The sequence below is a fragment of the Xenophilus sp. genome, from assembly GCF_044462705.1.
In the GTDB taxonomy this organism is placed as follows: Bacteria; Pseudomonadota; Gammaproteobacteria; order Burkholderiales; family Burkholderiaceae_C; genus Xenophilus; species Xenophilus azovorans.
The window spans coordinates 1-22,679 of the sequence record NZ_JBIQNC010000012.1 but is presented as its reverse complement, the minus strand read 5'-3'; the positions used below and the strand labels follow the sequence as shown (position 1 = coordinate 22,679).

Annotated in this window: 20 protein-coding genes and 2 riboswitches; of the genes, 10 read left to right on the top strand and 10 right to left on the bottom strand. The window is 70.8% G+C overall.

Annotated elements, in window-relative coordinates:
• The first annotated feature begins 40 nt into the window (after positions 1 to 40).
• Positions 41 to 952 carry a DUF3014 domain-containing protein gene (locus ACIY1X_RS04180; protein WP_038209823.1) on the top strand — a complete coding sequence of 304 codons (912 nt, stop codon included), beginning with the start codon at positions 41 to 43 and terminating at the stop codon, positions 950 to 952.
• Positions 953 to 962: 10 nt separating this feature from the next.
• On the opposite strand, the gene ACIY1X_RS04175 is transcribed toward ACIY1X_RS04180, so the two are convergent.
• A complete protein-coding gene (locus tag ACIY1X_RS04175; protein WP_399678211.1) occupies positions 963 to 1,337 on the bottom strand; it encodes an energy transducer TonB in 375 nt (124 codons plus the stop codon).
• 91 nt (positions 1,338 to 1,428) lie between these two features.
• On the opposite strand from ACIY1X_RS04175, the gene ACIY1X_RS04170 reads away from it, so the two are divergent.
• The 3 genes from ACIY1X_RS04170 (at position 1,429) to ACIY1X_RS04160 (ending at position 4,583) form a co-directional block, all read left to right on the top strand.
• A complete protein-coding gene (locus ACIY1X_RS04170) occupies positions 1,429 to 2,613 on the top strand; it encodes a glycoside hydrolase 100 family protein (RefSeq protein ID WP_399678209.1) in 1,185 nt (394 codons plus the stop codon).
• A 40-nt stretch (positions 2,614 to 2,653) separates the two neighbouring features.
• Positions 2,654 to 3,487: a helix-turn-helix transcriptional regulator gene (locus tag ACIY1X_RS04165; protein ID WP_399678207.1), complete on the top strand. Its 834-nt coding sequence runs from the start codon at positions 2,654 to 2,656 to the stop codon at positions 3,485 to 3,487.
• Between the two features lie 97 nt (positions 3,488 to 3,584).
• A complete protein-coding gene (locus ACIY1X_RS04160) occupies positions 3,585 to 4,583 on the top strand; it encodes an MBL fold metallo-hydrolase (protein WP_399678205.1) in 999 nt (332 codons plus the stop codon).
• A gap of 5 nt (positions 4,584 to 4,588) precedes the next feature.
• On the opposite strand, the gene ACIY1X_RS04155 is transcribed toward ACIY1X_RS04160, so the two are convergent.
• Complete coding sequence (locus ACIY1X_RS04155; RefSeq protein WP_399678203.1) at positions 4,589 to 6,001, bottom strand: short-chain fatty acyl-CoA regulator family protein; 1,413 nt, start codon at positions 5,999 to 6,001, stop codon at positions 4,589 to 4,591.
• A 126-nt stretch (positions 6,002 to 6,127) separates the two neighbouring features.
• On the opposite strand from ACIY1X_RS04155, the gene ACIY1X_RS04150 reads away from it, so the two are divergent.
• The 4 genes from ACIY1X_RS04150 to ACIY1X_RS04135 are packed head-to-tail and all read left to right on the top strand — an operon-like array spanning position 6,128 to position 10,053.
• Positions 6,128 to 6,523: an acyl-CoA thioesterase gene (locus ACIY1X_RS04150; protein WP_399678201.1), complete on the top strand. Its 396-nt coding sequence runs from the start codon at positions 6,128 to 6,130 to the stop codon at positions 6,521 to 6,523.
• Entirely contained in the window at positions 6,520 to 7,683 is a 1,164-nt protein-coding gene (gene prpC / locus ACIY1X_RS04145) for a 2-methylcitrate synthase (RefSeq protein ID WP_399678199.1), read from the top strand. Before ACIY1X_RS04150 ends, prpC begins: the two co-directional genes overlap by 4 nt.
• A 38-nt stretch (positions 7,684 to 7,721) precedes the next feature.
• Positions 7,722 to 9,173, top strand: a complete 1,452-nt coding sequence (locus ACIY1X_RS04140; protein ID WP_399678198.1) for a bifunctional 2-methylcitrate dehydratase/aconitate hydratase — start codon at positions 7,722 to 7,724, stop codon at positions 9,171 to 9,173.
• Positions 9,174 to 9,192: 19 nt separating this feature from the next.
• Positions 9,193 to 10,053 carry an oxaloacetate decarboxylase gene (locus ACIY1X_RS04135; protein WP_399678197.1) on the top strand — a complete coding sequence of 287 codons (861 nt, stop codon included), beginning with the start codon at positions 9,193 to 9,195 and terminating at the stop codon, positions 10,051 to 10,053.
• On the opposite strand, the gene ACIY1X_RS04130 is transcribed toward ACIY1X_RS04135, so the two are convergent.
• Entirely contained in the window at positions 10,044 to 10,943 is a 900-nt protein-coding gene (locus ACIY1X_RS04130) for a LysR family transcriptional regulator (RefSeq protein ID WP_399678195.1), read from the bottom strand. The two genes, ACIY1X_RS04135 and ACIY1X_RS04130, sit on opposite strands and share 10 nt — an antisense overlap.
• Before the next feature lie 108 nt (positions 10,944 to 11,051).
• On the opposite strand from ACIY1X_RS04130, the gene metE reads away from it, so the two are divergent.
• Both metE and ACIY1X_RS04120 read left to right on the top strand, forming a co-directional pair.
• Positions 11,052 to 13,346, top strand: a complete 2,295-nt coding sequence (gene metE / locus ACIY1X_RS04125) for a 5-methyltetrahydropteroyltriglutamate--homocysteine S-methyltransferase (protein ID WP_399678193.1) — start codon at positions 11,052 to 11,054, stop codon at positions 13,344 to 13,346.
• 64 nt (positions 13,347 to 13,410) lie between these two features.
• Entirely contained in the window at positions 13,411 to 14,265 is an 855-nt protein-coding gene (locus tag ACIY1X_RS04120) for a lysophospholipase (RefSeq protein ID WP_399678191.1), read from the top strand.
• 14 nt (positions 14,266 to 14,279) lie between these two features.
• Here the strand turns inward: ACIY1X_RS04120 and gcvP are convergent, their stop codons facing one another.
• The 7 genes from gcvP to ACIY1X_RS04085 all read right to left on the bottom strand — a co-directional run bounded on the left by gcvP (position 14,280) and on the right by ACIY1X_RS04085 (position 22,552).
• Positions 14,280 to 17,174 carry an aminomethyl-transferring glycine dehydrogenase gene (gene gcvP / locus ACIY1X_RS04115; protein ID WP_399678189.1) on the bottom strand — a complete coding sequence of 965 codons (2,895 nt, stop codon included), beginning with the start codon at positions 17,172 to 17,174 and terminating at the stop codon, positions 14,280 to 14,282.
• A 34-nt stretch (positions 17,175 to 17,208) separates the two neighbouring features.
• Positions 17,209 to 17,589, bottom strand: coding sequence for a glycine cleavage system protein GcvH (gene gcvH, locus ACIY1X_RS04110; protein WP_038211381.1), 381 nt, complete (start codon positions 17,587 to 17,589; stop codon positions 17,209 to 17,211).
• A gap of 64 nt (positions 17,590 to 17,653) precedes the next feature.
• Positions 17,654 to 18,796, bottom strand: a complete 1,143-nt coding sequence (gene gcvT, locus ACIY1X_RS04105; RefSeq protein WP_399678188.1) for a glycine cleavage system aminomethyltransferase GcvT — start codon at positions 18,794 to 18,796, stop codon at positions 17,654 to 17,656.
• Between the two features lie 57 nt (positions 18,797 to 18,853).
• Positions 18,854 to 18,967, bottom strand: a riboswitch (glycine riboswitch).
• A 21-nt stretch (positions 18,968 to 18,988) separates the two neighbouring features.
• A riboswitch (glycine riboswitch) is annotated at positions 18,989 to 19,060 on the bottom strand.
• An 18-nt stretch (positions 19,061 to 19,078) separates the two neighbouring features.
• Positions 19,079 to 19,597 (bottom strand): hypothetical protein, encoded by a 519-nt coding sequence (locus tag ACIY1X_RS04100; RefSeq protein WP_399678186.1) that lies wholly within the window; start codon positions 19,595 to 19,597, stop codon positions 19,079 to 19,081.
• Positions 19,598 to 19,668: 71 nt separating this feature from the next.
• Positions 19,669 to 20,961 (bottom strand): TRAP transporter large permease, encoded by a 1,293-nt coding sequence (locus ACIY1X_RS04095; protein ID WP_399678256.1) that lies wholly within the window; start codon positions 20,959 to 20,961, stop codon positions 19,669 to 19,671.
• A gap of 17 nt (positions 20,962 to 20,978) precedes the next feature.
• The gene (locus ACIY1X_RS04090; protein ID WP_399678185.1) at positions 20,979 to 21,491 is read right to left on the bottom strand and encodes a TRAP transporter small permease; all 513 of its coding nucleotides are present in this window, start codon (positions 21,489 to 21,491) and stop codon (positions 20,979 to 20,981) included.
• Positions 21,492 to 21,583: 92 nt separating this feature from the next.
• Positions 21,584 to 22,552, bottom strand: a complete 969-nt coding sequence (locus ACIY1X_RS04085; RefSeq protein WP_399678183.1) for a TRAP transporter substrate-binding protein — start codon at positions 22,550 to 22,552, stop codon at positions 21,584 to 21,586.
• Positions 22,553 to 22,679 lie beyond the last annotated feature (127 nt).

Sequence of the window (22,679 nt, the reverse complement as noted above, 5' to 3'; positions counted from 1 at the left end):
ATGAGAGGCTTTTTGCTCGAGCACGAAAGGAACCGCCCGGATGACTGACCGCGAACCCGACTTCCGCCCCCGCGCCGGGCACCCCGTCGGCCTCTATGCCCTGGTGCTGATCGTGCTGCTGGCCGCGGGCTGGTTCGGCTGGCGCTGGTGGCAGCAGCGCGAGGCGGAAGGCGCCGCGCCGCCGGCCGCCGCCGTGCAGCCGCCGCCGGAGGCCACGCCCGACGCGCCCCCCGCCACGCCGCCCGCCGCCTCGACCGAGCCGCAGAATCAGGTCGACGAGATCGCCCAGCCCGACGCCGACCTGCCCGCACTGGCCGATGCCGACGCGCGCGTGCGCTCCGCGCTGGACGGCCTGCTGGGCGCGAAGAGCGTCGGCACCTTCCTGCAGACCGAGGGCTTCGCGCGCCGTTTCGTCGCCACGGTGGACAACCTGCCGCGCGAGCATGCGCCGGTGCAGGCCTGGCCGGCGCGGCCCACGCCGGGGCGCTTCGCGCTGGCGGGCGAGGGCGAGCAGCGCACCGTCGCACCCGACAACGGCGCGCGCTACACGCCCTTCGTGCTGTTCGCCGAGGGCGTGGACGCCGGCAAGGCGGCGGCCCTCTATGCACGGCTGTACCCGCTGTTCCAGCAGGCCTACGAGGAGCTGGGCTACCCCGGCAAGTACTTCAACGACCGGCTGGTGGCCGTGATCGACCACCTGCTGGCCGCGCCCGAGCCGGCCGAGCCGGTGGCCATCCGCGTGGTGGAGGTCAAGGGCGAGGTGCCCAGCGAGAAGCCCTGGGTGCGCTACGAATACGCCGACCCGAAGCTCGAATCGCTCTCGGCCGGGCAGAAGGCGATGATGCGCGTCGGGCTGGTGAACGAGCGGCGCCTGAAGGCCAAGCTGCGCGAGCTGCGCGGGCACGTGGCCACCGCCAAGGTGGGCAGCGGCGCGCAGGGCGCCCGGCCCTGAGGTCGGCGCCTCACGGCACCGCCCCGCCGCCGACGATGCCGAAGGTGAACGGCACCTCGCGCCACACAGCCTCGGCGCCCGGGGTGGGTCGGAAGCGCCATTGCATGACCGTCTCCAGCGCCGCGCGGTCGAGCCGGGCGAAGCCGCTGGTCTGGTGCAGCTGCGCCTCGCGCGGGCGCCCGTCGGGGCCGGTGAGCACCCGCACCACCACGCGGCCCTGCTCCCTGGCCTGGATCGACGCCGCGGGGTAGGGCGCGCTGGGACGGTGTTCCGCCTCGGCCGGGGCCTCGGCACGGACGGCCGGCGTGGTGCCGGCGCAGCCGGTGGCGAGGGCTGCCGCGGCGAGGCAGATCGGCAGCGGCGCAGGGGCGGATCGCAGGGGCATGATGGGTGCAAGCGGGTGGGCGTCGCGGGCTCGCCAGCATAGCGCCCGCCGCAACGACAATGCGGCCCGCGCGCCGGCCGCGCCTTGCCGTATGACATCCACCGACCCTGTTCCGAACACCCTCATCGACGAAGCCACGCAGGCTTCGCTCGCCCTGCTCGAAGCCAACCTCACGCCGCACGGCATCCTCGCGGCCAGCCGCACCGAGGCCGCGGCGGCGCGCCGCTACACGCGCATCTTCGGGCGCGACGCGGCCATCTGCGTGATGGCGATGTGCGGCAGCGGCGTGCCGTCGCTGGAGCGCGGCGCCGTCGCCAGCCTCGACGCGCTGGCCGCGCAGCAGGCCGCCAACGGCCAGATCCCGAAATACGTCGACCCCGAAGGGCAGGACGCCGACTTCTGGTACCTCGGCTGCATCGACGCCACGCTGTGGTGGCTGATCGCGGTGGACCACGTGCGCCGCCACGGCGACGTCGGCGCGCAGCACTGGGCACGCGAGGCCGCGCTGGCCATCCGCTGGCTGCAGGCGCAGGAGCACCAGCACTTCCGCCTGCTGCAGCAGAACGAGGCCAGCGACTGGGCCGACATCATGCCGCGCTCGGGCTACGTGCTTTACACCAACGCGCTGTGGTTCGAGGTCAAGCGCCGCTTCGGCCTGGACCATGCCGACGAGACGCGCCACCACTTCAACCACCTGTTCAACCCCTTCCAGCGCGACCTGCCCGAATACCACCGCGCCCGCCTGCTGCGCCACTACGCGCGGCGCGGCCGGCGCGACCCCGGCCTGTACCTGAGCTTCGTCAACCTGTCATTCGTCGGCGACGAGGGCGACGTGTTCGGCAACCTGCTGGCGCTGATCGGCGGCCTGGCGGACGAGGCGATGGCGCACCGCATCGTGCGCGCCATCGACGCTGCGCACGCCGCCGAGCCCTGGCCGGTGCGCGTGACGCTGCACCCCATGGCGCCCAGCCACCCGCTCTGGCGCGCCTACATGGGCCGGCACCGGCAGAACCTGGCGCACCAGTATCACAACGGCGGCCTGTGGCCCTTCGTCGGCGGCTTCTGGGTGATGGCGCTGGCCAGGCTGGGCCTGGCCGAGCGCGCCGGGTCGGCGCTGGCGCGGCTGGCCGAGGCGAACGCGCAGGAGGGGTGGCGGTTCACCGAGTGGTTCCATGGGCGCACGCTCGCGCCGATGGGAATGGCGGGGCAGAGCTGGAATGCGGCGACGTTTCTGCTGGCGCGCCGCGCGCTCGAAGGCGCGCCGGCCGGCTGGTGAGGCGCCGTACCATGGGCCTTCCGCCCGCATCGCCTTCACGATGAACGACCTGGCCCTGGCTCCCTCCCTGCCGCTCATGGCGGACCTCCTCGCGCTGGCCGAGTGCCCGCGCGCCGAGGCGTACGTCTGCATCACCGCCCGGCGCGAGCACGGCGTGCGCAGCGCCTGGATCGACCGGCCCACGCTGGCCGTGGTGCTGCGCGGGCGCAAGCGGCTGCACGGCAGCGGCCATGAACTGTCTCTCGCGGCCGGCGACCTGTTCGTGATCGTGCGGCCCTGCCGGCTCGACGCCTTCAACTGGCCGGACGAGCAGGGCGTGTACCTCACGCTCACGCTGCCGCTGTGCGACGAGGTGCTCATCGCCGCCCGCACGCTGTGGGCGCAGCCGGTGGCGCAGGGCGGGCCGGACGTGCTGGCCCTGCCGGCGCAGCGCGTGGCCGTGCAGCTCGGCGCGTGGGCCGATGCGCTGCGCCAGGGCGAGTACGGCCCGGCCCGCGCGGCGCTGGCCGGCTTGCTGGTGCACCTGTGCGCCCTGGGCCACACCGCCATGCTGGCGCCGCCGCCGCCCAGCCTGTCGGCGCGCATCCGCGCCCTGGTGGCCGAGGCGCCGCAGCGCACCTGGCGTTCGGCCGACTTCGAGGCCGAACTGGGCCTGAGCGGCGCCACCCTGCGGCGGCGCCTGGCGGCCGAAGGCACTTCCGTGCTGGACGCGGTCACCGAGGCGCGCCTGGCCTGCGCCATCCACCTGCTCTACACCACGCACTGGCCCGTCAAGACGGTGGCGGCGCGCGTGGGCTACCGCTCCGCGGCGAGCTTCAGCCGCCGCTTCACGCAGCGCTACGGGCTGGAGCCGGGGCAGATCGGCAACGGCTGAGCGGACCGCGCACCGGATTGAGCGGATCGCGCACGGCGGCCGGGGCACGATCGCAGGACCGCGGCGCGCGCCGCATCCATGATCGAGCGATCCCTCCATGACCCTGATGCCCGTTTCCCTGCCCACCGCGCTGCGCCGCAGCGCCGCAGCCCTGTTCACCGGACTCGCGCTGGCCGCTGCCGCGCAGGACGGCCCGCACCGGCAGCAGGTGCCCGGCTACTACCACCAGGCCATCGGCAGCACGCTGCGCGTGACCGCGCTGTTCGACGGCGTCGTGCCGCTGCCGCGCGCGCAGATCAAGGGCCTCGGCGCCGCGCAGGTCGATGCGCTGCTGAAGCGGCGCTACGTGCCTGAAAGTCCGCAAGGCCTGCAGACCTCGATCAACGCGTATCTCGTGCAGGTGGAGGGGCGGCGCGTGCTGGTCGATGCCGGGACGGCCGACTGCTTCGGGCCCGGCCTGGGCCAGGTCGCCGCCAATCTGAAGGCGGCCGGCTTCCGGCCGGAAGACGTCGACGACGTGCTGCTGACGCACGCCCACCCCGACCACCTGTGCGGCGTGCTGGGCGCGGACGGCGCGCGCGCGTTCCCCAACGCGACGCTCTGGCTCGACGATGCCGAGCTGGCGTACTGGGAAGGCCCGGAGGCCGAGCCGCGCACGCCGCAGGCGCTGCGCTTCATCGTCGGCCTGGCGCGGCGCGCGCTGGCGCCCTACCAGGCGGCGGGCCGGCTGCGCACCTTCAGGCCCGGCGACGCGCTGCCCGGCGGCGTCCGGGCGCTGGCCTCGCCCGGCCACACGCCCGGCCACACCTCGTACCTGATCGGCGCTGGCGACGGCCAGCAACTGCTGGTGTGGGGCGACGTGGTGCACTACCACGTCGTGCAGTTCGCACGGCCCGCGGCCAGCTACGAGCCCGACGTGGACCGTGCGCAGGCCGTCGCCTCGCGCCGGCGCCTGCTGGCGCAGGCCGCGCGCGAGGGCTGGTGGGTGGCCGGCGCGCACCTGCCCTTCCCGGGGCTGGGCCACGTGCGCCCCGAGGGGCAGGGCTATGCCTGGGTGCCGGCCGAGTTCTCGCCGCTGCCGCCGGGCCGGCCCTGAGGGGATCAGGGCGCCACGCCGTACGGCGTGAACCGGCTCTGGTTCTCGTCCACGTCCAGCGGCCGGCCGACGAAGGGGAAGGCGCGCTGCGGGCAGTCCGGACGCTCGCAGACCTTGCAGCCCATGCCGATGGGCGTGGCGGCCTCCGGGTCGCGCAGGTCCAGCCCCTTCGCGTAGACCAGCCGCGGCGCGTGCCGGATGTCGCAGCCCAGCCCGATCGAGAACACCCGCCCGGGCGCGCCGTAGCCGCCCGGGCGGCTGGCCACCGTGCGCGCGATCCACAGGTACGAGCGCCCGTCCGGCATGCGTGCCAGCTGCGGGAGGATGCGCCCCGGCTGCGCGAAGGCCTCGTACACGTTCCACAGCGGGCAGGTGCCGCCGGTACGGCTGAAGTGGAAGTGCGTGGCCGACTGCCGCTTGGAGATGTTGCCCGCCCGGTCGACCCGCACGAAGAAGAAGGGCACGCCCGGCGCGCCCGGCCGCTGCAGCGTGCTGAGCCGGTGGCAGACGGTCTCGAAGCCGACGCCGAACTGCTGCCCCAGCAGGTCGATGTCGTAGCGCAGCCGCTCGGCCGCCTGCAGGAACGGCGCATAGGGCAGCAGCAGGGCGCCCGCGAAGTAGTTGGCCAGCCCGACCCGCGCCAGCCGGCGCGAGGGCTCGTCGCCGTGGAAGGGGGGCGCGTCCACCAGCGCGTCGATCAGCCCGGCGTGCTCGATCAGCGCCAGTTGCGTGCCGAGCTGGAACACCTGCTGCGCCGCGTCCAGCGACGCCGACAGCCGCAGCGTGCGCCGCGCCGGATCGAACTGCCGCTTGCCTTCGTGATCGCCCGTGCCGGCCAGCACGCGGACTTTGTGGCGCTGCTGCAGGCGCTGCACCAGCCAGTCGGCCAGCGTGCCGCCTGATGCGCCGGCCTCGGCCGCCAGGGCCTCCGCCTGGCGGTCCACTTCGTCGAAGTGGTTCTGGTGGGCGAAGAAGAAGTCGCGCACCACCTCGAAGGGCATGGCGCGCGGCGCGGCGATGCCGGCGCGGTCGTCGCCCATGCGCAGGGCCATGGTCTCGATCTGCTCCTGCGCCGCGACGGTGCGGCGGTGCAGGGCGATCAGGGCGCGGCCGAGCGCCGGCATCTGCGCGGCCACTTCCTTCAGCTCGGGCAGCGTGACCGGCTCGGGCGCGTCGGCCAGCGCCTCGCGCAGGCCGGCCACCAGGCGGGCTTCCTCGTCCTCGGAGAACTGCTGGATGTCCACGCCCAGGGCGCGGTGGATCCTCAGCAGCACGGCCACCGTGAGTGGCCGCTGGTTCTGCTCCAGTTGGTTCAGGTAGCTCGGTGACAGGCCCAGCGCATGCGCCAGCGCCACCTGCGACAGGCCGCGCTCGGCCCGCAGCTTGCGCAGGCGCACGCCCATGAAGGTCTTCTTCACCGGCGGGCTCCGGCGCAGCCGCGGTGCGTGTAATTCGCAGAATTCGCAATTCGCAGGTTTTTCATTCGCAATCTTTCGCCATTTCAGTCATGGGCGGAGGGGTGGATTTTGCGTAAATTGCGAAGCATGACAACACCCCTGGGAACAGTGGAACTGCGCGAGTTGGTCCTGCCCGCCCACGCGAACCACCACGGCACCCTGTTCGCCGGACAGGGCCTGCTGTGGATGGCCGGGGCCGCCTTCCTGGCGGCGCGCGGCCTGGCGCAGCGCGAGGTCGTGATGGCCGGCGTGACCGGCGTGGACTTCCTCTCGCCCATCCCCGTCGGCAGCCAGCTCGTCCTGCGCGCCTGGGTCAGCCGCGTGGGCCGCAGCTCGATGACCGTGTGCGTCACCGGGCTGGCGGACCAGCCCGGCGTGCCCGCCGAGGAAGTGTTCAAGGGTATCTACGAGATGGTGGCCGTGGACGCCGCCGGCCGCCCCACCTGCATCGACCGCTCCTACCTGGACAAGGAAACGACATGACCATCGCCACCGCCACCGAGACGGCCGCCTTCAGGCCCAAGAAATCCGTCGCCCTGTCGGGCGTCGCCGCCGGCAACACCGCCCTGTGCACCGTCGGCCGCAGCGGCAACGACCTGCACTACCGCGGCTACGACATCCTCGACATCGCCGAGGTGTGCGAGTTCGAGGAGATCGCCCACTTGCTGGTGCACGGCAAGCTGCCCACGCGGGCCGAGCTGCGCGCCTACAAGAACCGGCTGAAGGCCATGCGCGGGCTGCCCGTGAGCGTGAAGGAGGCCCTCGAGAGCCTGCCCGCGGGCGCGCACCCCATGGACGTGATGCGTACCGGCGTCTCGGCCCTGGGCTGCGTGCTGCCGGAGAAGGAGGACCACAACCTGGCCGGCGCGCGCGACATTGCCGACCGCCTGATGGCCTCGCTGGGCTCGATGCTGCTGTACTGGTACCACTGGAGCACGCACGGCAAGCGCATCGAGGTCGAGACCGACGACGACTCCATCGGCGGGCACTTCCTGCACCTGCTGCACGGGCGCAAGCCATCGCAGGCCTGGGTGGGCGCGATGCACACCTCGCTCAACCTCTACGCCGAGCACGAGTTCAACGCCAGCACCTTCACGGCGCGCGTGATCGCCGGCACCGGCAGCGACATGTACTCGTCCATCGCCGGTGCCATCGGCGCGTTGCGCGGGCCCAAGCACGGGGGCGCCAACGAGGTGGCCTTCGAGATCCAGAAGCGCTACGAAAACCCCGACGAGGCCGAGGCCGACATCCGCCGCCGCGTCGAGGCCAAGGAGGTCGTGATCGGCTTCGGCCATCCCGTCTACACGGTGAGCGACCCGCGCAACGTCGTCATCAAGGGCGTGGCCCGGCGGCTGTCGGAGGAGGCCGGCTCCACCAAGATGTTCGACATCGCCGAGCGGCTGGAGTCGGTGATGTGGGAGGTCAAGAAGATGTTTCCCAACCTCGACTGGTTCAGCGCCGTGAGCTACCACATGATGGGCGTGCCGACGGCGATGTTCACGCCGCTGTTCGTCATCGCGCGCACCAGCGGCTGGGCCGCCCACGTGATCGAGCAGCGCGTCGACAACAAGATCATCCGGCCGAGCGCGAACTACACCGGCCCGGATGACCGGAGCTTCGTGCCCATCGACCAGCGCGCCTGATGTCCATCCCTGCCGAGCATTTCTCCCGAGAGCTTTCCATGTCTTCCCCCATCTCCAACATCCGTCCCGACTACGACCAGGTCATCCAGGACATCGTCGACTACGCGCTGAACTACGAAGTCACGTCCGAACTCGCCATCGAGACTGCGCGCCACATCCTCATCGACACGCTCGGCTGCGGGCTGGAGGCGCTGGAATACCCGGCCGCCTGCAAGCTGCTCGGCCCCGTGGTCAAGGGCACCGCCGTGCCCCACGGCGCCAAGGTGCCGGGCACGCAGTTCCAGCTCGATCCGGTGCAGGCCGCCTTCAACATCGGGCTGCTCATCCGCTGGCTGGACTTCAACGACACCTGGCTGGCCGCGGAGTGGGGCCATCCCAGCGACAACCTGGGCGGCATCCTGGCCGTGGCCGACTGGCTCAGCCGCACCGCGGTGGCCGCCGGCAAGCCGCCGTTGACGATGATCGAGGTGCTGCGCGGCATCGTGAAGGCGCACGAGATCCAGGGCGTGATCGCGCTGGAAAATTCCTTCAACAAGGTGGGCCTGGATCACGTGCTGCTGGTCAAGGTCGCCTCCACCGCCGTGGTCGGCAAGCTGCTGGGCCTGACGCGCGACGAGGCGCTGGCCGCCGTGTCGCTGGCGTGGGTCGATGGGCAGAGCCTGCGCACCTACCGTCACGCACCCAACGCGGGCAGCCGCAAGAGCTGGGCGGCGGGCGACGCCACCAGCCGTGCCGTGCGCCTGGCGCTGATCGCGCAGACCGGCGAGATGGGCTGCCCCAGCGCGCTCACGGCCAGGACCTGGGGCTTCTACGACGTGCTGTTCAAGGGCCAGCCGTTCAAGTTCCAGCGCACCTATGGCAGCTACGTGAGCGAGAACGTGCTGTTCAAGATCAGCTTCCCGGCCGAGTTCCACAGCCAGACCGCCGTCGAGGCCGCCGTGACGCTGCACCGGCAGTTGCGTGACGCGGGCAGGAGCATCGACGACATCGAGAAGATCACCATCCGCACGCACGAGGCCTGCATCCGCATCATCGACAAGCAGGGCCCACTTAACAACCCGGCCGACCGCGACCACTGCATCCAGTACATGGTGGCCGTGCCGCTCATCAAGGGCCACCTGACGGCCGCCGACTACGAGGACGAAGCGGCAGCGGACCCGCGCATCGACGCACTGCGCGCGCGCATCCACTGCGTGGAAGACGTGCAGTACACCCGGGACTACCACGACCCCGACAAGCGCAGCATCGCCAACGCGCTCACCGTGCAGTTCAAGGACGGCGGCACGCTGCCCGAAGTGGCCGTCGAATACCCCATCGGCCACAAGCGCCGCCGTGCCGAGGGCATTCCGCTGCTCGAAGCCAAGTTCCGCACCAATCTGGCGCGGCGCTTCCCGAAGAAGCAGCAGGACGCCATCCTCGCCGCCTCGCTCGACGCGCAGGCGCTGGCGGCGATGCCGGTGCACGAGTATGTCGATCTCTATGTGATCTGATGGGCCGCGAGCAAACGCCATGTCCACACGCAAGCAACTCAGGCAACTGGCCGAAGCCCGCCGCGGCGTGCTCGTGCCCGGCGCGTTCAATGCGCTGTCTGCCAAGGTCATCGAAGACCTGGGCTTCGAGGCCATCTACGTCACCGGCGCCGGCGTCACCAACATGTGGTTCGGCCTGCCCGACCAGGGCTTCATGGGCCTGGCCGAGATCGCCGACCACACGGCGCGCATCCGCGATGCGGTGGACCTGCCGCTGATCGTGGACGCCGACACCGGCTTCGGCAATGCGCTGAACGTGCGCCACACGGTGCGCACGCTGGAGCGCGCCGGCGCCGACTGCATCCAGTTCGAGGACCAGGTGGCGCCCAAGCGCTGCGGCCACTTCTCGGGCAAGGAAGTGATCTCCACCGGGGAGGCGGTCGCCAAGATCAAGGCGGCCGTCGATGCGCGGCAGGACGCGGACCTGCTCGTCATGGCCCGCACCGACGCCGCGGCCACGCACGGCTTCGAGGCGGCGGTGGAGCGCGCGCAGCAGTTCGCGGAGGCGGGCGCCGACATCCTCTTCGTCGAGGCGGTGACGAAGGAGGAGGAGGTGCGCGCGCTGCCCCGGCGCCTGGGCAAGCCGCAACTGATGAACATGGTGATCGGCGGGCGCACGCCGATCCTCAACGCGCAGCAGCTCGGCGAACTGGGCTACGGCATCGTGCTGTACGCCAACGCGGCGCTGCAGGGTGCGGTGGCGGGCATGCAGAAGGCGCTGACGGTGCTGCGCGACGAGAAGGAAGTGCGGGAGGACAGCGGCCTGGTGACACCTTTCGCCGAGCGCCAGCGCCTGGTCGGCAAGCCCGCGTGGGACGCGCTGGAGAAGCGCTATACCTGACGCGCCGCCGCCGGCTGCCGGGCCTGCTCGATGAAGGCCCGGAGGTAGTCGGTGCCGAGGTCGGCTTCGCGCGCACCCAGGAAGATCTGCTTGGCGATGCCGCGCGGCCCCAGCCGCACCGGCACGACCGCCATCTTGTCGGCGTATTCCTCCACCAGCCAGCGCGGCAGCGCCGCCACGCCGCGGCCGCTGGCCACCATCTGCAGCATGATGTCCGTGGTCTCGATGGTCTTGTGGCGCTTCGGCGCGATGCCCGCGGGCGAGAGGAAGTCGGTGAAGACGTCCAGCCGTTGCGGCTCCACCGGGTAGGTGATCAGCACCTCCCTGGTGAGCTGCCGGGGCTTCACGTGGGCGGCTCCGGCCAGCGGGTGGCTGCGCGCCACCACCAGCACCTGCTCGTAGTCGAACACCGGCTCGAAATGCAGGCCCGGCTTGAACAGCGGGTCGGGCGTGACCAGCAGGTCGATCTCGTAGCCGAAGAGGGCGCCGATGCCGCCGAACTGGAACTTCTGCTTCACGTCCACGTCGACGTCGGGCCAGGCGGCCAGGTAGGGCGACACCACCTTCAGCAGCCACTGGTAGCAGGGATGGCACTCCATGCCGATGCGCAGGGTGCCGCGCTCGCCTTGCGCGAACTGGCCCAGCCGCTCCTCGGCCAGGTCGAGCTGGGGGATCACGCGGTTGGCCACGGCCAGCAGGTACTGGCCGGCCTGCGTCAGGCGCAGGCTGCGGCCCTCGCGCAGCCAGATGTCGGTGCCCAGTTGCTGCTCCAGCTTGCGCATGCTGTGGCTCAGCGCGGACTGGGTGACGTGCAGCACTTCAGCGGCGGCCGTCAGCGAGCCCTGCCTTTCGACTTCCCTGACCACGGCGAGGTGGATGCGCTCCAGCATGATGAATGAGCAGTGCTCATGGATATGTGAGATAAAACCATTTTACTTCATCGAATCCCCTTCCTAGCATTCGTCCCCTTGTGTATTGACTCCCGCACGGCAGACCGGATGACCACCACCCACAACCTCGGATTCCCCCGCATCGGCGCCAGGCGCGAACTGAAGTTCGCCCTGGAGTCGTACTGGAAGGGCGAGTCCTCCCGCGACGAACTCCAGGCGCTCGGTGCGCAGCTTCGCCAGCGCCACTGGAACGACCAGGCCGGCCTCGACCTCGTGCCCGTGGGCGACTTCTCGTTCTACGACCAGGTGCTGGACATGAGCTTCACGCTCGGCAACCTGCCCGAGCGCGTGCGCGGCTTCCACGGCGACGCGCTGGACAACTACTTCCGCGTGGCGCGCGGCCGTTCCGCGCAGACGGCCGAGGAACACGCCGGCTGCTGCGGCGGCGTGGCGGCCGGCGAGATGACCAAGTGGTTCGACACCAACTACCACTACATCGTCCCGGAGTTCACTGCCGGCACGCAGTTCGCGCTGGACGCCTCGCGCCTGCTCGACCAGATCGCGGAGGCCAGGGCGCAGGGCGTGAAAGCCAAGCCGGTCATCGTGGGCCCCGTCACCTACCTCGCCATCGGCAAGGCCAAGGACGACTCGGACAGGCTCGCGCTGCTGCCGCGGCTCCTGCCCGTGTACGCCGAACTGCTGGACACCCTGGCGGCGCAGGGCGTCGAGTGGGTGCAGGTCGACGAGCCGATCCTCGTCACCGAACTGGGCGCCGACTGGCAGCACGCCTTCAACACCGCGTACCACCAGCTCAAGGGCTGCCGCGTCAAGCTGCTGCTGGCCACCTACTTCGGCCAGTTGCTGGAGAACCAGTACCTGGCCGCCAACCTGCCGGTGGCGGGCCTGCACGTGGACGCGGTCAACGGACGCGACGACGTGCTGCCCCTGCTGGGCATGCTGCCGGCGCACAAGGTGCTGTCGCTGGGCGTCATCAACGGCCGCAACATCTGGAAGACCGACCTGAATGCCGTGCTGGACTGGCTGGAGCCGATCGCCGAGCGCCTGGGCGATCGCCTGTGGATCGCGCCCTCGTGCTCGCTGCTGCACGTGCCGGTGGACCTGGCGAGCGAGCAGAAGCTGGATGCCGAGGTGAAGTCCTGGCTCGCCTTCGCGCTGCAGAAGCTGGACGAACTGAAGGTGCTGGGCCGCGCGCTGCGCGAGGGCCGCGAGGCCGTCGGGGCCGAGCTGGACGCCAACCGGGCCGCGCTCGCGGCGCGCCGCGCCTCGCCGCGCGTGAACAACCCGGCGGTGCAGGCGGCCGTGGCCGGCATCGGCAGCCACCTGGGCCGGCGCGAGAGCGCCTATGCCAGGCGCGCGCCCAAGCAGGCGGCCTTCCTGAAGCTGCCCAAATATCCGACCACCACCATCGGCTCGTTCCCGCAGACGGCGGAGATCCGCCATGCGCGCAGCGAGTTCAAGGCGGGCCGGCTGGACTATCCCGCCTACCAGGCCGCCATGCGGGCCGAGATCGAGCGCAGCGTGCGCGAGCAGGAGAAGCTGGGCCTGGACGTGCTGGTGCACGGCGAGGCCGAGCGCAACGACATGGTCGAGTACTTCGGCGAGCAGCTGGAGGGCTATGCCTTCAGCCAGCTCGGCTGGGTGCAGTCCTACGGCTCGCGCTGCGTGAAGCCGCCGATCCTGTTCGGCGACATCAGCCGCCCGCGGCCGATGACGGTGGAGTGGATCACCTACGCCCAGTCGCTGACGAGCAAGCCGATGAAGGGCATGCTCACCGGCCCCGTCACCATCCTGAACTGGTCCTTCGTGCGCGACGACCAGCCGCGCTCGGCGTCCTGCAAGCAGTTGGCGCTGGCCATCCGCGAGGAGGTGCTGGACCTGGAGAAGGCCGGCGTGCGCGTCATCCAGATCGACGAGGCCGCGCTGCGCGAGGGCCTGCCGCTGCGCAGGTCGCAGTGGAAGGACTACCTGGACTGGGCCGTGGAGTCCTTCCGCATCACCGCCAACGGCGTGCGCGACGAGACGCAGATCCACACCCACATGTGCTACTCGGAGTTCAACGACATCATCGCGTCGATCGCCGACATGGACGCCGACGTGATCACCATCGAGACCTCGCGCTCGGACATGGAGCTGCTCGACGCCTTCGACGACTTCAAGTACCCGAACGAGATCGGGCCCGGCGTGTACGACATCCACTCGCCCAACATCCCGACGCAGGAGCACATCGTGCAGCTGATGAAGAAGGCGGCCGAGCGCGTGCCGGCCGAGCGGCTGTGGGTCAACCCCGACTGCGGCCTGAAGACGCGCCAGTGGCCGGAGGTGATCCCGGCCCTGACCAACATGGTCGAAGCCGCCAGGACGCTGCGCGCCGGCGCCGCCTGACGCCCCCCTTCGGCCGGCAGGCCCTTCCTAGAATGCCTCGCTCCACAGGAACAGGAGACGAGGCATGCAGGAAGACAGCATCGAGTTCGCTTCGCGCGACGGCATCCGCATCCAGACCTGGCGCTGGGTGCCCGAGGGCACGCCGCGGGCGGTGGTCCAGGTGCAGCACGGGCTGGGCGAGCACGGCGGCCGCTACCGCCGCTTCGGCGAGGCGCTGGCCGCGGCGGGCTACCTCGTCTACGCGCCCGACGGCCGGGGCTCGGGCCGCACCGCTGCCGGCCGCTACGGCCACTGGGGGCGGGACGGCTGGCCGGGCTGGGTCGACGACCTGCACCAGCTCAACCGCCGCATCCGCGCCGACCATCCGGGGCTGAAGCTGGCGCTGGTGGGCCACAGCATGGGCTCCTTCGCGACGCAGCAGTACCTGCTGGACCATTCGGCCGAGGTGGACGCGGCCGTGCTGATCGGTTCCAGCGAGCCGTCGGGCATCGTGGATGCGCTGACCGCGCCGGGGCCGGTGGACCTGAGCGCGTTCAACCAGGCCTTCGAGCACCGCACGGGCTTCGAGTGGCTCAGCCGCGACGAGGCGGAAGTCGACAGGTACTGCGCCGATCCGGCCTGCGGCTTCGCGCCCGAGCCCTTCGAGGGCATCGAGACCCTGCGGCGCGCGGCCGATCCGGAGGAACTGGCGAAGATCCGCGGCGGCCTGCCGCTCCTGATCCTCTCGGGCGACGCCGATCCGCTGGCCGCCGGCGGCGCGGCGCTGCAGCTCGTCGCGCAGCGCTACCGCGACGCGGGCCTGCGCGACGTCGAACTGGTGCTGTACCCCCAGGCGCGCCACGAGCTTCTGAACGAGACCAACCGCGAGGAGGTCACGGCGCGCATCGTCGGCTTCCTGGACCGCACCGTCGGCGCCTGAGCGCCGGCGTCGGCTCAGCCCTCCTGCAGTTCCGCCACCGGCACGCAGCTGCAGAACAGGTTGCGGTCGCCGTAGACGTTGTCCACGCGGCCCACGGGCGCCCAGTACTTCGCCTGCTTGAGCGAGGCCAGCGGGAAGCATGCCACCTCGCGCGAGTACGGGTGCGTCCACTCGCCCTCGGCCAGCGCGGCGGCGGTGTGCGGCGCGTTCTTCAGCGGGTTGTCGTCCTTCGGCCAGACGCCTTCCTCGATGCGGCGGATCTCGCCGCGGATGGCGATCATGGCGTCGACGAAGCGGTCCAGCTCGGCCAGCGGCTCGCTCTCGGTGGGCTCGACCATCAGCGTGTTGGCGACCGGGAAGCTCAGCGTCGGCGCGTGGAAGCCGTAGTCGATCAGGCGCTTGGCGACGTCCTCGGCCATCACGCCGCTGGTCTCCTTCAGGCCGCGCAAATCGAGGATGCACTCGTGCGCCACGTGGCCGTTGGGGCTGGCATACAGCGTCGGGTAATGGTCGACCAGCCGTGCGCTGATGTAGTTGGCGTTGAGGATGGCCGTCTCGGTGGCGGCCGTGAGGCCGGTGGCGCCCATCATGCGGATATACATCCAGCTGATCGGCAGCACGGCGGCGTTGCCCAGCGGCGCCGCCGACACGGCGCCGACGGCGGCCGGCTCGCCGGCCGTGGCATGGCCGGGGAGGAAGGGCACCAGGTCCTCCACCACGCACACCGGGCCGACGCCGGGGCCGCCGCCGCCGTGCGGGATGCAGAAGGTCTTGTGCAGGTTCAGGTGGCTCACGTCGCCGCCGAACTCGCCCGGCGCGGCCACGCCGACCAGCGCGTTCATGTTGGCGCCGTCCACGTACACGCGGCCGCCGTGGGCATGGACGATCTCGCACAGCTCCTTCACCCGCGTTTCGAACACGCCGTGGGTGCTGGGGTAGGTGATCATCACGCAGGCCAGGTCGGCGGCGTGCTGCTCGCAGGCGCGCCTCAGGTCGTCGATGTCGACGTTGCCCTGCGCGTCGCAGGCGGTGACGACCACCTGCATGCCGGCCATCTGCGCGCTGGCCGGGTTGGTGCCGTGCGCGGAGGAGGGGATCAGGCACACGTTGCGGTGCGCCTCGCCGCGGCTGGCGTGCCAGGCCTGGATCGCCAGCAGCCCGGCGTACTCGCCCTGCGAGCCGGCGTTGGGCTGCAGGCTGATGCCGGCGTAGCCGGTGGCCTCGCACAGCCAGGCGCGCAACTGCTCGTCGAGCAGCCTGTAGCCCTGCAGCTGCTCGGCCGGCGCGAAGGGGTGCACGTTGGCGAACTCGGGCCAGGTGATGGGGATCATCTCGCTGGTCGCGTTCAGCTTCATGGTGCAGCTGCCCAGCGGGATCATGCTGCGGTCGAGCGAGAGGTCCTTGTCGGACAGCGCGCGGATGTAGCGCAGCATCGCCGTCTCGCTGCGGTGGGTGTTGAACACCGGATGCGTGAGGAAGGCGCTGGTGCGGCGCAGCTCGGCCGGCAGGCGCGGCTGGGCCTCGGCGGCCAGGTCGTCGAAGCGCGGCAGGGCGGCGCCGGCCGGCGCGAACACGGCCCACAGCGCCTCGACGTCGGCGCGGCCGTGGGTCTCGTCCAGCGTGATGCCCAGGTGCTGCTGCAGGCGGCGGCGCAGGTTCATGCCGGCCTGCTGGGCGCGGTCGTAGATGGCCTGCGTGTCCTCGCCGGTCTTCACGGTGAGCGTGTCGAAGGCGGTGTCGTGCACCAGCGCGCGGCCCATCGCTTCCAGCCCGCGCGCCAGCACGTCGGTGAGCAGCACCACGCGCTGCGCGATGCGCGCCAGCCCCTCGGGGCCGTGGTAGACGGCGTACATGCTGGCGATCACGGCCGGCAGCACCTGCGCCGTGCAGATGTTGGAGGTGGCCTTCTCGCGCCGGATGTGCTGCTCGCGCGTCTGCAGCGCCAGGCGGTAGGCGGGCGCGCCGTGCGCGTCCACGCTCACGCCCACCAGGCGGCCGGGCAGCGAGCGCTTGAAAGCGTCGCGGCAGGCCAGGTAGGCCGCATGCGGCCCGCCGGCGCCCATCGGCATGCCGAAGCGCTGGGTGGTGCCGCAGACGATGTCGGCGTCCCACTCGCCGGGCGGGGCGAGCAGGGTGAGCGCCAGCAGGTCGGCCGCCACGCAGAACGCGGCGCCCTTCTCGTGCGCCATGCCCACCAGCGGGCGCAGGTCGTGCACGCGGCCGGTGGTGCCGGGGTACTGCGCCAGCACGCCGAAGAACTCGCCGCTGGCCATCAGGTGCGGCAGCGTCTCGTTCAGCGTGCTGACCTTCACCTCGATGTCCATCGGTGCGGCGCGGGTGCGGATCACCTCGATGGTCTGCGGGTGGCAGTCGCCGGCCACCAGGAAGACGTTGCTTTTGCTCTTCACGCTGCGCTTGGCCAGCGTCATCGCCTCGGCCGCGGCGGTGGCCTCGTCGAGCATCGACGCGTTGGCGATCGCCATGCCGGTGAGGTCGCACACCATGGTCTGGAAGTTGACCAGCGCCTCCATGCGGCCCTGCGAGATCTCGGCCTGGTAGGGCGTGTAGGCGGTGTACCAGGCCGGGTTCTCCAGCACGTTGCGCAGGATGACGCCCGGCGTGTGCGTGCCGTGGTAGCCCTGGCCGATGAAGTTGCGCGCCACCTTGTTCCTCGCGGCGATGGCCTTCAGCTCCGCCAGCGCCTCGGCCTCGGTGGCGGGCGTGGGCAGCTTCATCGCACGGCTGCGGCGGATGGCCGGCGGCACGATGCCGTCGATCAGCTCGGCGCGCGAGGCCGAGCCGACGGCGCGCAGCATCGCCGCCTCGTCGTCGGCCGTGGGGCCGATGTGGCGGGCGGCGAAGGCGTCGGCCCGTTCGAGGGCGGCCAGGGGAGGGAAGGGGGCGGGCATGGTCATGGACGCGGCGGGCAAGGACGGAGGTGGATCAGGACCCTTCGGTGAACTTGACGTAGTCGGGCTCGTCCATGAGCTGGTCGAACTCGGCCATGTCCTTCTCGGCGATGAGCACCTTGAAGAACCAGCCCGCGCCCATCGGGTCGCTGTTGGCGAGCGAGGGGTCGGCGCGCAGCGCCTCGTTCACCTCGACGATCTCGCCGGACACGGGCATGTAGATGTCGGCGGCGGCTTTCACCGACTCGACCACGCCGGCCACCTCGCCCTGCTTGAAGGTCTTGCCCACCTCGGGCAGGTCGACGAAGACCACGTCGCCCAGCGCGTCCTGCGCATGCAGCGTGATGCCCACGGTGGCAGCCTCGTGGTCGGCGATCTCGATCCACTCGTGGTCCTTGGAGTAGTGCACGGTCATGGGAGGGTTCCTGAAGAAAGAAATGGAGGGAAAGCGAAGTATGGGGGCGCTGGCGCGCCCGGATTCAGCCGCGGTGGTAGCGCGCGGGCACGAAGGGCATGGGCGCGACCTCCATCGGCACCGGCTTGCCGCGCACCAGCGCGTCGATGCGGGTGCCCGGCGCGGCCAGGGCCGGCGGCACGTAGCCCATGGCGACAGGCTTGTCGAGGCTGGGGCCCAGCAGGCCGCTGGTGACGCTGCCGACGGCCTCGCCGCCCGGCACGTGCAGCGCCGCCGGCTCGCGCACCGGCACCCGCTCCAGCGCCGCCAGGCCGACGCGCTTGCGCTGCACCGGGATGGTGCCGTCCAACTGCCCCAGCACGCGATCTGCGCCGGGGAAGCCGCCGGCGCGCTCGCCGCCGCTGCGCCGCACCTTCTGGATCGCCCAGGTGAGCGCGGCCTCCACCGGCGTGGTGGTGGCGTCCAGGTCGTTGCCGTACAGGCACAGGCCGGCTTCCAGGCGCAGCGAGTTGCGCGCGCCCAGGCCGATGGGCTGCACCTCGGGCTGCGCCAGCAGCAGGCGCGCCAGGCGCTCGGCATCCTCGGCCTTGACGGAGATCTCGAAGCCGTCCTCCCCGGTGTAGCCGCTGCGGGTGGCGAAGGCCGGCACGCCGCCGATCCGCACCGCGCCGCCGGTCATGAAGACGAAGCGGCCGATGCCGGGCGCGAGGCGCTCCAGCACCGCCGCCGCCTGCGGGCCCTGCAGGGCGAGCAGGGCGTGGCCGGGCATCGGCAGCACCTGGCAGCGGCTGCCGATCTTCTGCTGGATCAGGGCGATGTCGGCCTGCTTGCAGGCGCCGTTGACCACCACGAAGAGGCTGTCATTCCCTTCGTTGAAGAACATCAGGTCGTCCAGGATGCCGCCCTCGTCGTTCAGCAGCAGGCCGTAGCGCTGCTTGCCGGGCGCCAGGCCGATCACGTCGACCGGCATCAGCGTCTCGAGGGCGGCGGCGGCATCGGGGCCGGCCAGCCGCAGCTGGCCCATGTGGGAGATGTCGAACAGTCCCGCGGCGGCACGGGTGTGGCGGTGCTCGGCGATCAGGCCGGCGGGGTACTGCACCGGCATCGAGTAGCCGGCAAAGGGCACCATGCGCGCCCCCAGCTCGACGTGCAGGTCGTACAGCGGGGTCTTCAGCAGGGCGGCGTCGGCGGAAGGGGCAGCGGCCATGAGGGGCTCCAGGGGCGGCAGAAGGGCAGTCCGAATTCCACGACACGCAGGTCGTGGGCCACCCCGGCTGTCCCTGGTGCCTGAGAGATTCGCCTTCCGCGATGGGGGCTTGCTCCTTCGGCGGACGCCATCGGCGGATGCCGCCGGGCGCCTCTCTCCAGCCAGGAAACGCCCGCACGAGGCGGGCGCTGCGTCAGTCCTTTTGCCTGAGCGTTCGGATGTTTCCTGCGCCTTCGGCGGCCCCGCGGGGGGCTCTCTCCTGACCGGCCGGAGTGTAGTGGATCAGTGCACCGTTTCGGCGGGCAGCAGGCGCTCGATGCGTTCGCGGATCGAGGCGGCGCGCTCCTCGCCGGCGGCCAGCGCGATCTCGCCGAGCATCGACTCGGCGACGGCCAGCATCGCCTCGCGGTCGCGCGCCTCGCGCAGCGCCGCACGCAGGCGCTCGGCCCGCGGCGGGTCGCGCCGCACGAACATGCGCTCGCATAGGTCGAACAGGAACATGCGGGTGGTGGCCAGCGAGCGCTTGCCGTCGAAGGCGTCGGCCGCCACGGCCGGGACGGGCACGGGTTCAGGCTCGGGCGTGCGTTGGGGCGGCGGGGCCTCGGGAGCCAGGTAGCCCCGGGCGACCAGTTGCTGCGCGACGCGCTCTGCCTCGTCGCGGCTGCCGCCGAACAGCGCGCCGAAGTCGGTGAGCGAGTGCTGGCCGCCGGCCAGCAGCAGCAGGGCGCGTTCGCGCTGGCTCAGCGAGCGCCGGCCCGGCTGCAATTCGTCGCGCGCCTTGTCGGTTCGGATGAAACGCATGGGAAGCCACCGCCGGAAAAAGGCGGCAGCTTCGCCGGCGGCCGTGACACCCGCGTGAAAACCCTCGGGCCCTACTTGAAGCCCAGCACGTGCGGCAGCCAGGTGGAGAGCTGCGGGACGAAGGTGAGCAGCACCAGCACCACGCCGTGCGCCCACAGGAAGGGCACCAGCTCGCGCACCAGCGCCGTCATCGGCACCTTCGAGACGTTGCAGGTCACGAACAGCAGCCCGCCCACCGGCGGCGTGATCATGCCCAGCGTCAGGTTGACGATGACGATCATGGCGAAGTGCACCGGGTCCACGCCCAGCTTGACGGCCACCGGCGCGAGGATCGGCGCCAGCACCATCACCCCCGGCAGCGGCTCGATGAAGATGCCGAACAGCAGCAGGAAGATGTTCACCACGATCAGGAACATCCACGGCGTGAGGTCCATGCCCACCAGCCACTCGGCCAGTTGCTGCGGGATGCCCTCGATGGTCAGCACCCAGGCGAAGGAGGCCGACAGGCCGATGATGATCAGCACCGAGGCCGACAGCAGCGCCGAGCGGGCCAGGATGTCGGGCAGCGCCTTCCAGGCCAGCGTGCGGTAGACGAACTTGCCGCACACCAGCGCGTAGAACACGGCCACCACGGAGGCTTCGGTCGGCGTGAACCAGCCGGCGCGCATGCCGCCCAGGATGACCACCGGCAGCAGGATGGCAGGCAGCGCCTTCCACGTCGTCAGCAGGATCTCGGAGAGCGGCGGCAGCTGGCCGTCGCCCTTGTAGTTGCGCTGCTTGGAGATGCGGAAGTTGACCACGCACATCGCCACCGCGATCAGGATGCCGGGGATGATGCCGGCCACGAAGAGCTGGCCCACCGACACCGTCTCGTCCTGCAGCGCGTAGATGATCATGATGATCGAGGGCGGGATGATCGGCCCGACGATGGCGGTGGAGGCGGTGAGCGCCGCCGCGTAGGAGCGGTCGTAGCCCGCCTTGTCCATCATGCGGATCAGCATGGCGCCCGGCCCCGCCGCGTCGGCCAGCGCCGAGCCGGAGATGCCCGAGAAGAAGGTCAGCGAGACCACGTTGGTGTAGCCCAGTCCGCCGCGCTTGTGTCCCACGAACTGGCCGGCGAAGCGCAGCAGCACCTCGGTGAGCGAGCCGCCGCTCATCAGCTCGGCCGCCAGGATGAAGAAGGGCACCGCCATCAGCGGGAAGGAGTCGATGCCGGTGAAGGTCTCCTTCAGCAGCACCATCAGCGGGTAGTTCTCCGCCAGGACCAGCGTGGTGGCCGTGGCCAGGCCCAGCGCGAAGGCCACCGGCACGCCGATGGCCAGGTACACGCAGGCGGAGACGATCAGAAGGAAGCTCGGGTCCATCATGGCCGTGTGCTCCTCTACAGGGACGCCGCCGCGTCGGCGTCGAAATGCTCGTCGGAGGCGAACTCGCGCCGCAGCACGTAGCCCTTGACGACCAGCAGGAAGTGCACGATCAGCAGCACGCCGCCGATCGCCATCGCGCTGTAGATGTAGGCGAAGGGGATCTGCGTGACGGCCGTGAGCTGGAACATGGTGCGCTGCATGTACAGCCACCCGTACCAGACCATGAAGCCGAAGAAGGCGAACAGCAGCGCCGCCACCACCGCCCGCATCGCGATGCCGCCGGCGCGGGGCAGGGCGTCCTGCAGGTTCTCGACTGCGATGTGGCCGCCGTAGCGCAGCACCGGCCCGGCGCCCAGGAAGGTCAGCCAGATCATCATGTGGCGCGACACCTCCTCCGCCCATTCGAGCGACTCGTGCGTGGTGTAGCGCATCGTCACGTTGACGAAGATGATGACCGACATGGCGGCCAGCAGCAGGATCAGCGCCCAGCGGTTGACGGTGAGGAAGATGCGCTCGAAGGCTTGCACGGTGTTGTTCTCGATGTGTGCGAGGAAGAGAAAAACGAACCGCCCGGGCGCCAGCGAGGGCGGACCGGGCGGCTCCGCGAAGAGGCCGGGGGCTACTTCACGTCCTGGATCTTCTTGATGTTGTCGGCGCCGAATTCCTTGGCGTAGCCCTCGTAGGCCGTCTTCAGCGCGGCCTGGAAGGCGGGCTTGTCGACGTTCTCGACCACCGACATGCCTTGCGACTTGAGCATGGCGACGCCGTTGGCCTCGTCCTCGTTGACCTTCTTGCGCTGCGCCACGCCGGCCTTCTTCGCCGCCTCGACGAAGACCTTCTTGTCGGCGTCGGAGAGCTTGTTCCACACCTTGGGCGACAGCAGCAGCAGCGCCGGCGAGTACACGTGGCCGGTCAGCGACAGGTGCTTCTGCACCTGCGAGAACTTGGCCGCCAGGATCACCGGGATCGGGTTCTCCTGCCCGTCCACGGTGCCCTGCTGCAGAGCGCCGAACAGCTCGGGGAAGGCCATCGGCGTGGGCAGGATGCCGAAGGCGCGGTAGCCGTCCATGTGGACCTTGTTCTCCATGGTGCGCATCTTCAGGCCCTTGGCGTCCTCGGGCTTGACGATGTCGCGCTTGCTGTTCGTCATGTGGCGGAAGCCGTTCTCCGTCCAGGCCAGGGCGATGATGCCCTTGCTCGGGAACTTGGCCAGGATGTCCTGCCCGATGGGGCCGTCCATCACCTTGCGCGCATGGTCGTAGTCGCGGAAGAGGAAGGGGATGTCGACGATCTTGACCTCGGGCACGAAGTTGCCGACGGGGCCGGTGGAGGTGTTCACCAGATCCTGGGTGCCGAGCTGCACCGCCTCGATCTGCTCGCGCTCGCCGCCCAGCGCCGAGTTGGGGAACTGCTGGCACTTGTAGCGCCCCTGCGTGTTCTTCTCGACCTCGTCGCAGAAGACCTTGGAGCCCACGCCGTAGTGCGATTCCGGCGAGGTGGCGTAGCCGATCTTCAGGGTGGTGGTCTGCGCGTGGGCGGCACCGCCCAGCGCCAGCGCGGCCAGAGCGGCCAGCAAGCGGAATGTCATGAGGTCTCCGGGTATTGGTGTGATGAAAGACAGAGCCCGCGACTATGCCGCAAGCGGCAGCGTCACTGCCTGGGGATTTTCACGGACGTAGGCGCGGATCGCGTCGTCGAAGCTGGCGTCCGCCTGC